Here is a 13,041-nt window from a genome sequence, read left to right on the forward strand (position 1 = left end):
CCTTTCGAGCCCCCAAATACAACGTGAATGCTGCATTGCACAATTTTTCGTTGACTGGATCGCCGTTGCTGCAGCGACCAGCCAAGAAATGTGCCGTCATGCCCGACGAGCATAAAGGGAGCAAAGAGAAAACTGAAAAAATCGTTTAAAAACAATTCGATGCCGCCAGCAGTCGAAGCTTCGCCTGCCCGTTTTCGAAAAAATCCCCAGAATGGCTATTTCGAAAATGTCATATGCACTATACAAATGTGATCGAAATTGATCATCGGCGAAACGTTCATTTTTTTTGCGGTTGCGTAATCGATGTAAATTTTCGACTATCTCCGCACAGTCACAAACCCCAGGAGCGTGCGAATGAAAATTGCAATCTTTGGCCTTGGCTATGTCGGTCTCACAGGTGCCGGATGCCTGCTCAAAGAAGGTCATTCCATCGTCGGCGTGGAACCTCACGAGGACAAGGTAAAACTCATTCTCTCCGGGCATTCGCCAATCTATGAGCCCGGGCTCGACGACCTCCTGGCGGCAGGTCTGGCTGACAATCGCCTGACGGTCGTCTCGAAGGTCGGAACATTGCTTTCGGAATGTGATCTGGCCATTGTCTGCGTCGGCACGCCGAGTGCAGCTGACGGCTCGCACAATATGACATTTATTGCCGAAGTCTCGCGTCAGATTGCTCTGGGCGTGGACGCCGGTCGCGAGAAGCCGCTGACTGTCGTCTTCCGTAGCACGATCCGGCCGGGTTCGATCGACGGACTGATTGCACCGATCTTCAAGGCGCATCTTGGCAAGGATTTCGGCAAGTTGGTCGAAATCGTCTACAATCCTGAATTTCTCCGCGAATCCGTGGCCATTAAAGATTACTTCAATCCGCCGAAAATCGTCGTTGGCACTCAGAACGGTCAGCCGTCCGAGCGTATGACTGAACTTTATAAGAACATCAGTGCGCCAATGTTCGTAACCGGCTACCGCGAAGCCGAGTTCACCAAATTCGTCGATAATACCTGGCACGCGGTCAAGGTCGCATTCGCCAACGAAATCGGCCGCGTCTGCGTCCAGCTTGATATCGACCCCCAGACCGTACACAAGATCTTCGTCTCGGATACCAAGCTGAATATCTCGCCTTATTATATGCGCCCCGGTGGCCCCTTCGGCGGCTCCTGCCTTCCCAAGGATGTCAGGGCACTGGCCCATATCTCCGAGGAGGTCGGCGCTTTTAATCACTTGGTCGATTCATTGCTGCGTTCGAACGAGGCGCACAAACGCTTCATCTTCGACTACGTTACGCGCGACGTCGCGCCGAAGGCGAACATCCTCATGCTTGGACTCGCGTTCAAGGCAGAAAGCGACGACCTGCGCGAAAGCCCCCAGCTTAACCTAGCCCACAAGCTGATCACCTCCGGGTACAAGCTCAGCATCTACGATCCGGCCGTCAAGCCAACGCAGTTGCTGGGTCAGAATATGGGTTATGCCTTCTCGCACCTTCCATCCATCTCGGAAATCATGGTTTCCAAGGAAGAGGCCGAAAGCACCGAATACGATCTGGTGATCGACACAAACGGAAGCTTGGCAAAGATAGATGTGAAAGCTGCCAAGACAGTTGACACGAATACCTTGCACTAAGAAGCAAAAACACGCCGTCGGCCTCTCCGGGGGCCGATTCTTTGAGAATTATCGAGAGTAGGCAATCGATGGCAATTCAAGAAACAATCGATATGGCCCCGGATGATGCGACAGATCTGAGTGTCTTGCCCCTGAAGGGGCGAAAAGTGCTGATCGTCGTCGAGAACCTGCCGGTTCCCTTCGACCGTCGCGTCTGGCAGGAAGCCAGGACCTTGACCGCCGCCGGTGCGCAGGTTTGCGTCATCTGCCCGACTGGAAAGGGCTTCACCGAACGCTACGAATGCATCGAGGGAATCCATGTTTACCGGCATCCCCTGCCGCTCGATGCAAGCGGAGCATTAGGCTACCTGCTGGAATATGGTGTCGCGCTCTTTTGGGAAACTGTCCTTGCCTGGAAGATTTTCTTCCGTCACGGCTTCGATACAGTTCACGGCTGCAACCCGCCGGACCTGATTTTCCTGGTGGCCTGGCAATTCCGGCTCTTTGGTGTTCCGTATATCTTCGATCATCACGACATCAATCCCGAGCTCTACGAGGCCAAGTACGAAAAGCGCGGCTTCTTCTGGAGACTGATGTGCTGCTTCGAGTGGATCACCTTCAAGAGCGCTCGCGTCGTCATCTCGACAAACGAAAGCTATCGCGAAATCGCCCAGGTGCGCGGAGGCAAGAAAGCCGAGGATATCTACGTCGTCAGAAGCGGACCGGATCTTTCACGCTTCGTTGCCGTCGAACCCAATGAAGCGCTCAAGAAGGGCCGAAAGTACCTCGTTGGCTACGTAGGCGTGATGGGTGCTCAGGAAGGCGTTGATATCCTTCTTGATGCCGTGGCCTATATCAAGAACCAGATGGGTCGCGATGACATTCAGTTCGTCCTGGTCGGTGGCGGTCCGAGCGCCAAGGGCCTGGCTGCCGATGCGGAAAGAATGGGCCTTGCAGAGTGCGTAACCTTCACGGGACGCGTATCCGACCATGATCTTCTCGAAGTGCTGTCGACATCCGACGTCTGCGTCAATCCCGACCGCGTCAACCCGATGAACGACAAGTCGACGATGAACAAGATCATCGAATACATGGCGCTCGGCAAGCCGATCGTTCAGTTTGACGTTACCGAAGGCAGACGTAGCGCTGAGGAAGCCTCGCTTTATGCAAAGGCCAACGATGCGAAGGATTTCGCTGAGAAAATCGTGGCCCTCCTCGAAAATCCGGAAGAGCGTGCGCGGATGGGCGCCATTGGCCGCAAACGTGTCGCAAGCAGCCTTGCATGGCCGTACCAGATCCCCAATCTGATCGCTGCCTACAAGAAGGTGAAGCGGCAAAGCTGATTTTCGTTAGCAAAGCAAGCCCAAACAAAAAGCCGCATGAGTTTGCTCTCATGCGGCTTTATTTTTATTGCTCACCCATTGATGGCTTACCGGCAGCGAATCCCCAAGCTGCAATGCCTTCGCAATTCACCATGGTCGCTCTGCCCGCGATCTCAGCAATGCTTTTTTGAGGGGTCTCTAACGCTGTCCGGTAATCGACTATTCCTCGCGGAAGGTGTGCTTCATCTGGTCCGTTAGCGGCTTAGTCAGATAGGATATGACTGAGCGGTCGGCAACCTTGATAAAGATTTCAGCCGGCATGCCCGGGTAGAGCTTCATGCCCTGCAGCTTTGCAAGACTTTCGGGTTCCGGTCTTATGCGCACCGGATAATATTTTGCGCCTGTCCGCTCTTCGGTGATGGCATCTGGAGATACCGACAAGACCTTGCCCTGAACTTCAGGCGTCGACCGTTGATCGAACGCGGTAAATCGAATGTCAACATCCTGATCGACATGCACTTGGTCGATGTTGCGCGTTGCGATCTTTGCCTCGACTGTGAGTGCACGATTGTCTGGCGCCAGCAGCATAAGCGTTTCGCCTGGAGTGACCACGCCGCCGACCGTGTGGACTGAGAGCTGGTAAATACGGCCGCTCAGCGGAGCCTTCAAATCCAGCCGCTGAAGCTGATCGAGAGCAGCGATACGACGCTCCTCCATCTCGGCAATATTGCCCTCAACATCCGTGAGGTCCTTGGAATTTTCGGCACTTTGGTCCGCATCAAGCTGAAGAACCTGCAGTTTGATCTCGGCAATCTTGCCCTCCGCCTGCGCACGGTATGCTACCCGGCTACCGCGACTGCCATCAAGATCGGCCTTCTGACGTTTCAGACTGTTGATCTTTTGCATAGTCACGAGCTTCTTTTCATAAAGCTCTTCCGTTGCGGCAAGCTCTTCGTTGACGAGAGAGGTGGCATCGTCGATCGCCTGCAGCTGTATGGTGTCGCCTTTGATCTCCTCATCAAGCTGCGCCATTTTTTCTTCAAGCTGCTTTTTGCGTCCAACCATTGAAGATTGACGCGTCTTGAAGAGCTGCATTTCGCCGTCAATCAGCAGCTTATTTCCTTCGAGATCGACACCCTTTGCCTCCAGTTCGTCCATTGAAAAACTGGGCTGCCCAAGTCGTTCCGCCTCGAGACGACTTCTACGCACGTAGAGCTGCGCGAGGTTACTGTTGATGATACCGAGATTGGCCTTAACGGAAGTCCCGTCGAGCCTTAGCAGCACATCACCTGCGTTGACATGGCTGCCTTCACTAACCGAAATTTCGGAAACAATACCACCAACAAGGTGCTGTATCTTCTTGACGTTGTCGTCGATAACAACAGTCGCCTCGCCGACAACGGCATTTGAAAGTGTTGTTGTCGCCGCCCACCCCCCGATGTTGCCGACAAGCAAGATTGCCATTGCAACGACCATCACCGAATGGCGCCGTAGCGAACGCTGAGATTCAGATACCGTCACGATGTTACTGCTCCTGGGAGTCGCCAACGATTTTCAGGGTCGATCGTTCTGCTGGAATTGGCTTGATTTCCCGCCGCAGAACGCGCGCAAGCACCTCATCCTTGGGCCCAAATGCCGCAAGTTTACCGTCCTTCATCATCAACACGAAGTCACAACCGGCAAGCGCGTTAGGTCTATGCGCAATAATAACCACGATACCGCCGCGCCGGCGCACGGCAAGAATTGCTTCAGCAAGTGCAGCTTCTCCGTCAGCATCCAAGTTGGAATTGGGTTCGTCCAGGACAACAAGAAAAGGATCCTTGTAAAGCGCGCGCGCCAGCGCAACGCGTTGCCTTTGACCGGCAGACAGCATCGAGCCACTTGGACCAATCTGGGTTTCATAGCCGTTCGGCAACCGCAGGATCATCTCGTGCACTCCGGCGATTTCAGCAGCAGCAATAACCGCTTCAGCCTCAGCATTTGGCTGAAATCGCGAGATGTTCTCGGCAACAGTGCCCGAGAAAAGCTCGATATCTTGTGGCAGGTAGCCGATATGTGCGCCGAGGGCGGTGTCGTCCCATTGATCGAGCGCGGCGCCGTCAAGCCGGACCGAACCGCGATAGGCAGGCCAGATCCCCGTAATCGCGCGGGCGAGCGACGATTTACCGGACGCACTCGGACCGATCACGCCGACAGCACTACCTGCATCGACCGAAAAGCTGATTCCCATGATGGTGAAGTCTTGCCTGCCGGGGGGACCGCTCACGAGCTGTTCCACCGTCAGCTGGCGATAAGGTGCGCGTAGCCTGAGCGGGGTCGTATTCTCCGGCAATTCACGGAAGGTAGTCTTGAGACGTTTCCATGCTTGCTGGGCTGAAACAAACCCCCGCCAGTTGGCAATCGCCTGTTCGACTGGCGCCAGTGATCGCGACGTAAGAATAGACGATGCGATAATGATCCCGCCGGTCGCCTGGTTTTCGATTACCAGAACGGCGCCAGTTGCAAGCACTCCGGACTGCAAGACCGCCCGGAAAATTTTGGAGATCGTGGAATAGACGTTGCCGGTGTCGGAACCTGCGCGCGACATCATCCGGTATGCGTCATTCTGTTCGAGCCACCTGTCGGCCAGATCGCCCCTCATTCCCATGGCCTGAACGACTTCGGCGTTCCTCTGGGCGGCCTGCAGATAAGCATTGCGCCGATTGCCGAGTTCGGTCGCCTGTTTTGTGGACACCTGCGCTGCCCGATGGGTGAGGAATGTCAGCGCGACCAAAACCAGTGCGCCTCCGATGGCAATCGCGCCTATGATCGGATGAAACATAAAGCATATCGCAATGTAGATGGGCATCCAGGGCAGATCCAGAAACGCCGCCGGGCCAGCGCTCGAAAGAAAGCTGCGGATCTGGTCAAAATCGCGAAGGGCTTGCAGCCCGTCGCCTTCAACCTTTGTTTTGACCGGCCCCATCATGACCGAGTTGAAAATACGCCCGCTCAGCACCTCATCGAAGACGCCGGAAATACGGACGAGCATACGGCCGCGCAAAACATCGAAAACGCCCTGGAAAACGTAGAGAAGAAGTGCGAGCAGCGATAACGCGATGAGAGAAGGGATGCTTCGACTGGGAATGACGCGGTCGTAAACCTGCAGCATAAAAAACGAACCGGTCAGATAGAGAATATTGACCAGAGCGCTTGCCAGTGCGACGACCACGAACGCGCTCTTACAGCGCGAGAAAGCCTCGGCACCCGTGTTCTTGTTCCGTGGCAGCACAAAGCCAGCTATCAAATTATTCAAATCTTCGACACCTTCTGAACAGCGCTCAAAGGTAATTCCCCCTCCGGCGGTCTACTCTGTAACATCACAGAAACGTCTTAAAAGATATGCGACACTGTGACGGCAAGGTCGCGCCTCCGATCTCGAACCTAAAATAAAATAAATTTTGGGTAAAATAGAATCTCTCAACAAAATTAATGTCAACATGCGCCTCGGGAGAGCATAACAACACAGCAGGAAAGCCAAGAGATAAAACAACTTAGCGCTTGTTGAGATATCTACATCAAATCAGCCCAAATTTGGACGACAACTCACGTCCATGGTGTCCATCCGTGGCAGTACTAAAGATCGATTGCCCCTTTTACCCGAGGTCAATAGGTCAATATCACGTCGTCATAACCGAAGAACGCTTTGTTCGCGCCGATAAAAGCGATGTCCTGCGCCGCCTTCCCGCCAGATCCGTCCGCGTCGTAGGAGACTACGCCGCTTGCCGAATTGTAGATCACTTGCGGTCCGCTGCTCGTCGTAAATGCTCCTACCTTGGTCAGGATCGTGAACGCCGCCTCATCAAGAATATGATCGCCGTTTGAATCGAGCCCCGCAAATACAGACTCCGATAGCATGATCTTATCGTCGTCACTGAAGTCCCAGATGGTATCTTTGTTTGCCGCCCCCATCTCGGCAAAGTAGAACGTGTCCGCTCCACCACCTCCATAAAGAGAATCAATGCCGCCGGCGCCAGCGATTGTATTGCTCTGGGCATTGCCGCTAATCATGTTGGCGAGAGCATTGCCGATACCGCTGATTTCGGCGGCCCCGGTAAGCCGCAAATTCTCGACGAATGATTCGCCGCGGAGATCGACGCCGACGGAAGACCATATCGTATCCTTGCCGCCGTCGGCCAATTCGCCGATGACGTGATCACGGGTATCGTTGAAGACATAACTGTCATCACCGGCGGAACCGTAATAGAGATCGGCACCTTTGCCGGCGGCGAAACTATCGGCCTTGTCCGTGCCTGTATGTGGTGTGGGGGGCGTCGAAGGAGACGTAGGCGTGTCGTCTGCCCATTGCATGGTCGCAGAGAGCGATGTCTGGAGATTGTGCGTATCGAAGTTCGCGGTAACCGTATTTTGCAACATTGCGAGCATCGACCACCCCTGACCGTCATTGGCCTGAACCACAGTTGATGTTCCGCTCTGGATGACCCGGATATGGCCATCTGCGATCAGGTCACTACCGCTTCCCCATCCCAAGCGCGCGGCAAGAACCGAGACATCGATAACGTCGCCATTCGCGCCGACTTGAAAATCCGTGATTGTATCTCCGCCTTCGCCCAGCGCATGATAAGCGAAGCGGTCGTGTCCGGCCCCACCGGTAAGCAAATCGGCTTTGTCACCGCCCCAAATATAGTCGTCACCGTCGCCGCCCGAGAGGTTGTCAGCGCCCAGACCGCCAAGAAGCTTGTCGGCAGCCGCCGTGCCGACAAGGGTGTCATTCCCGGGCACGACGCCGGTGAGCAGCACCGTATTGATGAATTTGACCATCGACTCAGGGATGTTGTATCCCTGCAGAAGGCTCTCGAAGACGCTGTTCTTGACGATATTCGCCTCCGGCGAATTCGATATAATGAAGGCGTAGTTCTGTATTTCACGCAGGATTAGGTTGTCGACAAGCGAATTGCGGGCGTCGCCATCGCCATATTCATAGAACTGTATACCGTAGGCATCGCCGACACTGCCGCTGTTCGTGAAGGAATTTCCTATGCCGCGGAAATCGCCGAACATGCGCGAATAGAACGAAAGATCATCCGTATAGACTCCGTTCCGGCTCTCCGAATGAAAGTCATATGCCGAGTTCGATGCGTCGTAGACGACCGAATTCTTGGCAAGGAAATTGATTTCGGCGCCATAGGCAGATGCGCTTGCGGCGTTTGCGATCGTTCCGATGCCTTGAACCGCAATGGCCTGGCCGACGTGCTCGGCAAAGAGGCCGTCGATCAGCGTGTTCAACGATGCACCGGTGTGAATGGCAGCATACAGATTGGCGCCGATGATATCAGTCAGGTGGGCATTGACGTTGTTAACGATATTGATGCCACCGGAACCGTCCTTTATCGTAACGTTATCGACGACCGCATCGACCAGATTGCGCAGGTTGAGCAGATCGCCGCCGGTCGTGCTGTATTCGCCGCTCACGCCGTCGATCGTGCCATTTTTGATCGTAAACTGGCCTTCGGCATAGACGGTCGCACGGACATTGGTCGCGTAAAGGTTCTGCTCGACGAGCGAGCCCTCCAGAACGACCGTGTTACCATTGATGGCGATGACTTTGGCCGCCTGCCCAAGCTTCGTCGTCTGGCCCGCATCACCGGGATCGATGTGGTCTCCTGGCAGGCTGTCATCTGCAGTCACCTTTATCCAACTGCCGACCTGTATGTTCTGCGGCAGGGTTGCATAGGTAATGGTTGCATTGTTCGATGCGTCGGATCCAAGCGTGACGCTTTGTAGGGGCGATTCCGCTCCCCCAACGCCGAGAACTCTCTCAGTAGCCGTGACCTGATGCAGGGTGCCGCCGTTGAGATCTATGGTGACATCGCCTGATCCGATTGCGACATAGATGGCCTTGCTGACCGTAATATCGGCATCCTTTGCCAGGACAACCGTGCCGCCACCATTGGCGACGGTCGCAAGCGCTTTCCGCAATTCGGCTTCACCGGCTGTGGCATCGAGATAGATCGTGCTGGGCATCAAAATCTCCAGGAGCATCAGTGCTGCAGGAGTTATTTTGAGGGCCACAGTTTTAAGATCGGCATCAAACAACCGTTAAAGTTTTAATCAACTATCGCTTTTTTTAGAATAATCCGGACAGCCTACGACCGAAAGGCGAAAAACTCCCGCATAACGAGAACCTTATTCCATCTTGATTGCGACATCGGAAAGAAGTGAAATATATCCCGATTGCGCCCTTTCATCGGTACGTTTGAGGGACAGGACGGCAATCGGCGCTTTGAAAAAGACGTGATCGTTACTGATGCCGAGGGGGCCGAAAGAGACCGGCCAGGTGGCCGGCTCCGGATAGGCGTTGCTCAACCTATTGTTGCCAAGGAACCAGCGCATGTCTGACACGATGACGGGCGCACTGAAATCTCCGGCCAGCAAAACAGGCTCGCGGGTCTCCCGTAGCGTGCGTGTAATGGTGAAGAGCTCGAAGTTATGGAATGTATCGAACCACATTTTGGAAAGACGAGTGGCAAAAACGCGGACGCGCGTTCCATCAATAGAAAGGGAAGCGGCGGCCAATTCACTGCCAATAGGGCTCAACTGCTGGAAACGAGGATCCGCAAGAGGCCGGCGCGACAGAAGCATGACGGTGCAGCGTGAACTGGCTGGATCGTCGCAGCCGACGCGAAATGGATAAGATTGGCGGGCGAGATCACGCCGGCTGGCAAGAGAGCTGGCACTTGTCACGACAAGAATGTCGGCATTGGCCTCGTCGATCGCCTGTCCTAGTGCCGCATCGTCCACCTTTTCATCGACAATCTTGATCGAGAGCAAGCGCAAAGCCGGCACCGCACTTGGCTCAGGCGCCTGAGCAAATTCCCTGAGCGCCAGAATCGGGTGAGCAATCAACACGACACAAGCCGTACCAAGCAGCAGGCTATACCAATGCCGCACGAAGAAAGCGGAAAGAAGGATGATGGCAAGGCACACGACACCGATCTGCATTTGCAGCGCACCGACGATCGCCGTGGGCCAAAGATCGGAGACGTATTGGACGGAAACGAGGAGGAGAAGGAGGGAAACGATGATGCAGACAACGCGAAAAACATTATGTCTCATTCATATCGGTCCTGCGATGCGAAAATGCCTCGGGTATCAGGCCCGTCAGGATGAGCCTAAAGGTTCCGCCCGCCCTGATGGCGTTGCGACGCTAACAGAAACTCGGGGAGGCGGCACCCAAAATGACAACGGACAATCCAAAGCTTTTTCTGGCACTGCACACAAAGCAGCTTCCACCGGCCTGTTGTCCATGCTTTATATGCCCCGCGTTCGGCACCGATAGAACTGAGATGTTCGCGCAACAAGGAGATGGTGTTTAATGGCACGCAGCTTGAACAAATTCCTCTGGCTGAGATCGCTTTTGGTAAAGGCTAAGTACCATTACTATACGAGGTTCTGGGGGATGAACATTCATCCGACGGCAACCTTCTCGCTGAGCGTTCGGCTGGACAAGACCTATCCCAAGGGCATCTATGTTGGCGAAAAGTCGTATGTCGCATTCGACGTGGCCATTCTTACTCATGACAGAACGCGTGGCCTTTATCGCAACACCAAGATCGGCAAGCACTGCTTCATCGGCGCCAGAAGCATAATCCTGCCGGGTGTCGAGATCGGCGACGAGTGCGTCATCGGTTCAGGAAGCGTCGTGACCAAGAACATACCGTCGCGCTGCATCGCCGCCGGCAATCCAGCAACCATCATTCGCGAAAACATCGAGGTCGGCCCCTACGGCCGCTTCCTTTTCGCTGACATCCCCGAAGCTGAGCGTGCTGCCGATCAGAGGAAGAGCGGCACGAATGTCCGAAAGGCATAGGCACTAGCCTCTTATTCGCGCCCCCCATTTTCGAAGAGGCGGGTGGCAGGCAAAGCGACGAAGGTATTGGTCATCGGCCGCAAGGGTCGCGCTATCCCGTCAAGCTTTTCGGCAAGCTCCGGATCGCGGCTCCTGAAATGCGGCAGTAGAACATCGATCCAGGTGACCATCCCGGGCTCGACCTCCTGAGGATATCCTATCTTTGCCTCCAATTGATCGGGGTGGAGATACATCGTCGCGGCAAATCCGGCGATTGCCCGCAACCTCTTTTCCTGGTCAGGAGTGAGCGTGACATTGTTGACATCGGCAAGCCGCACGAGGATCGCGATCGCATCCATGGCGAAATTCTGATACTTCAGCGAACGTCCGCCTCGGGAAAGCTCGCGCGGCAATCCGCCGTCATAGGGCGCTTCATCCAGCGCTGACTTCAAAATATCCATCGACCAGTCGAACCGCGTGCGATCCTGCAGGTGAACTGCCATCAGGCCAACCGCAGCAGCGGCCCAGTATCGATGGTTGCTGTTGCCGTCGAGCCAGACATATTTGGGCTCGCGCGGCGCCGGTGTGAATTCTGCAACGAGCATATCTGAAAGTTTGGTGAACCAGGCCCTGATGGGCGCGTCGGCAGAGCTTGGCGGCGGCGCGATTTCCTTTGCCACCGCATAGGCGTTCGAAAAGGAAATCGTTGTCCACCCCCCTGCGAGAACCGCCTGACGATGTCCGAGCGGATCATTGTCCTCGACCCCGCCGAGCAGCGCATTGGCATCCGCCCAGACCCGCGTCTGCCGCACGATGCAATTGGCAGCGTTTCTTCGCTGTCTTGGCACATCAAATGCCGCCTGCATCATTTCCAGCATACTCTTCGTCACGGCACCTGTCGGCCACAAGCGCTTTGCGAAGGCTTTCATCGCGACCGGATCGACCTCCGACTGCGTGTAGCTTGGCTTATAAAAGCTGAACAGCTTACTCATGTCGATCAATGGCGCGACTGGTACCGGGCATATGAAAGGACGAACTTTCTTGCCAGCACCGGCATCTTGAGCCTTGGCAGCTGGCAGCTCGAAAAGATATCGAAGCGGCTCTTCGGCGCTTGCCGGAACTCCGGATACGAGCAGGGCAAAAATCAGCCACAATACAACGCGATTGAAAGGCTCTGCCTTCCGGCGGGCCTTTGAAGCCATTGGCATATGTCTCTCCGATTCCGGTGATTGGCCGTGCTCTTCGTGGCAGATAACCATAAAGGGATGTTTGCGGCAAAGTTAACGTTTACCGGCCATTTTCTCCTTTTCAACCCAGACCGCAATGTCTATGTTGCACCGCAAGATCAGGGCCGCACGCCGTGCCGCACGCTGAAGGTTAAACAGCTCTACTGACATATTCTCGAACAATAGAGTAGTCATGCCGAAAATCACACTTTTCTCGACAAGTAATCTAAAGCAGGGTCGCTCCGAGCATCTCCAGAGGATGATTGATTCGATCGCAAGCGCCAAGGCCGCAGACCCTTCGATCGATGTCCACCTCTATCTTCTTCTGCAGAATGTTCCGGACGACGCCGCCGATGCCGACTTTCCGGAGTGGATCAGCACGCGACGTATCAATCATCAGATTTCGCTTTCCGCGGCTCGCAATCTCCTTCTTCAGGACGTTGTTAAGGCCGGTGTCGTGACCGCCGATAGCATCTATGCCTTCCCGGATGACGATTGCTGGTATCCGGAAAACTTTCTAACACTGGTTGCTAATCTGTTTTCAGAGAAGCCGGAGATTGATTTTTGGTTCTGCCGCTATAGCTCAACACCCGAAATCCGAAGTGTTCTGGCAACGGAAGCACCTGCATTGCAGAAAGTGATATCGAGAGCATCATCGAACACATTCTTCTTCCGCGGACGGCTGCTGCCGAACTTGGCGGCATTCGACGAAACATTGGGAGTCGGTGCCCGTCTCAATGGCGGCGAGGATACCGACTACGCGATACGCGCTTTCTATCTCGCCCGTGGCACCCTTTTTACGGATGCAGCGCTCGTCGGCCATCGGGACCACGACGCAAGCCTCAAGCCGAAATATTTCCCGGGGACGCTTTATGCCATCGCCGCTCACAAGAAGCGGAGCCTGCCCGGCGTAGTCGCCTTCATACGCAAACTTCTTGTCGGCGTATCCTTGGTCATGAGCGGAAAGCTGCCGCTTTCAAGCTATATTGCTGCGGTGCGGAATGCGTAATGGCGGTGAGAAGCTCTTGACGTCTTCGCTCAATGT

Annotated in this window: 9 protein-coding genes; 4 read left to right on the forward strand and 5 right to left on the reverse strand. The window is 54.8% G+C overall.

The window, feature by feature from the left end:
* Positions 1-354 precede the first annotated feature (354 nt).
* Together AB4Z13_RS21150 and AB4Z13_RS21155 are read left to right on the forward strand one after the other, a co-directional pair.
* Complete coding sequence (locus tag AB4Z13_RS21150; RefSeq protein WP_442206722.1) at positions 355-1,620, forward strand: nucleotide sugar dehydrogenase; 1,266 nt, start codon at positions 355-357, stop codon at positions 1,618-1,620.
* A gap of 68 nt (positions 1,621-1,688) precedes the next feature.
* Entirely contained in the window at positions 1,689-2,942 is a 1,254-nt protein-coding gene (locus AB4Z13_RS21155; RefSeq protein WP_442206723.1) for a glycosyltransferase family 4 protein, read from the forward strand.
* 198 nt (positions 2,943-3,140) lie between these two features.
* On the opposite strand, the gene AB4Z13_RS21160 is transcribed toward AB4Z13_RS21155, so the two are convergent.
* The 4 genes from AB4Z13_RS21160 to AB4Z13_RS21175 all read right to left on the reverse strand — a co-directional run bounded on the left by AB4Z13_RS21160 (position 3,141) and on the right by AB4Z13_RS21175 (position 10,037).
* Positions 3,141-4,397 carry an HlyD family type I secretion periplasmic adaptor subunit gene (locus AB4Z13_RS21160; protein WP_442206845.1) on the reverse strand — a complete coding sequence of 419 codons (1,257 nt, stop codon included), beginning with the start codon at positions 4,395-4,397 and terminating at the stop codon, positions 3,141-3,143.
* A 49-nt stretch (positions 4,398-4,446) separates the two neighbouring features.
* On the reverse strand, positions 4,447-6,216 hold the full coding sequence (locus tag AB4Z13_RS21165; RefSeq protein ID WP_442206724.1) for a type I secretion system permease/ATPase: 1,770 nt from the start codon (positions 6,214-6,216) through the stop codon (positions 4,447-4,449).
* 350 nt (positions 6,217-6,566) lie between these two features.
* A complete protein-coding gene (locus tag AB4Z13_RS21170) occupies positions 6,567-8,945 on the reverse strand; it encodes a type I secretion C-terminal target domain-containing protein (protein ID WP_442206725.1) in 2,379 nt (792 codons plus the stop codon).
* Between the two features lie 162 nt (positions 8,946-9,107).
* Positions 9,108-10,037, reverse strand: coding sequence for an endonuclease/exonuclease/phosphatase family protein (locus tag AB4Z13_RS21175; protein ID WP_442206726.1), 930 nt, complete (start codon positions 10,035-10,037; stop codon positions 9,108-9,110).
* Between the two features lie 259 nt (positions 10,038-10,296).
* On the opposite strand from AB4Z13_RS21175, the gene AB4Z13_RS21180 reads away from it, so the two are divergent.
* Positions 10,297-10,791 (forward strand): acyltransferase, encoded by a 495-nt coding sequence (locus tag AB4Z13_RS21180; protein ID WP_007823267.1) that lies wholly within the window; start codon positions 10,297-10,299, stop codon positions 10,789-10,791.
* Between the two features lie 11 nt (positions 10,792-10,802).
* Here the strand turns inward: AB4Z13_RS21180 and AB4Z13_RS21185 are convergent, their stop codons facing one another.
* Positions 10,803-11,978 (reverse strand): alginate lyase family protein, encoded by a 1,176-nt coding sequence (locus AB4Z13_RS21185; protein WP_442206727.1) that lies wholly within the window; start codon positions 11,976-11,978, stop codon positions 10,803-10,805.
* A gap of 211 nt (positions 11,979-12,189) precedes the next feature.
* On the opposite strand from AB4Z13_RS21185, the gene AB4Z13_RS21190 reads away from it, so the two are divergent.
* Positions 12,190-13,005 (forward strand): hypothetical protein, encoded by an 816-nt coding sequence (locus AB4Z13_RS21190; RefSeq protein WP_442206728.1) that lies wholly within the window; start codon positions 12,190-12,192, stop codon positions 13,003-13,005.
* Positions 13,006-13,041 lie beyond the last annotated feature (36 nt).

Origin of the sequence: Rhizobium sp. YAF28, assembly GCF_052113285.1 — a bacterium.
GTDB lineage: Bacteria > Pseudomonadota > Alphaproteobacteria > Rhizobiales > Rhizobiaceae > Rhizobium.

What these genes read in the sequence shown, in the direction of transcription:
- AB4Z13_RS21185 (WP_442206727.1), bottom strand. Translation starts at nt 11,978, where the DNA reads ATGCCAATGGCTTCAAAGGCCCGCCGGAAGGCAGAGCCTTTCAATCGC.
- AB4Z13_RS21170 (WP_442206725.1), bottom strand. Translation starts at nt 8,945, where the DNA reads ATGCCCAGCACGATCTATCTCGATGCCACAGCCGGTGAAGCCGAATTG.
- AB4Z13_RS21150 (WP_442206722.1), top strand. Translation starts at nt 355, where the DNA reads ATGAAAATTGCAATCTTTGGCCTTGGCTATGTCGGTCTCACAGGTGCC.
- AB4Z13_RS21180 (WP_007823267.1), top strand. Translation starts at nt 10,297, where the DNA reads ATGGCACGCAGCTTGAACAAATTCCTCTGGCTGAGATCGCTTTTGGTA.
- AB4Z13_RS21175 (WP_442206726.1), bottom strand. Translation starts at nt 10,037, where the DNA reads ATGAGACATAATGTTTTTCGCGTTGTCTGCATCATCGTTTCCCTCCTT.
- AB4Z13_RS21160 (WP_442206845.1), bottom strand. Translation starts at nt 4,397, where the DNA reads ATGGTCGTTGCAATGGCAATCTTGCTTGTCGGCAACATCGGGGGGTGG.
- AB4Z13_RS21190 (WP_442206728.1), top strand. Translation starts at nt 12,190, where the DNA reads ATGCCGAAAATCACACTTTTCTCGACAAGTAATCTAAAGCAGGGTCGC.
- AB4Z13_RS21155 (WP_442206723.1), top strand. Translation starts at nt 1,689, where the DNA reads ATGGCAATTCAAGAAACAATCGATATGGCCCCGGATGATGCGACAGAT.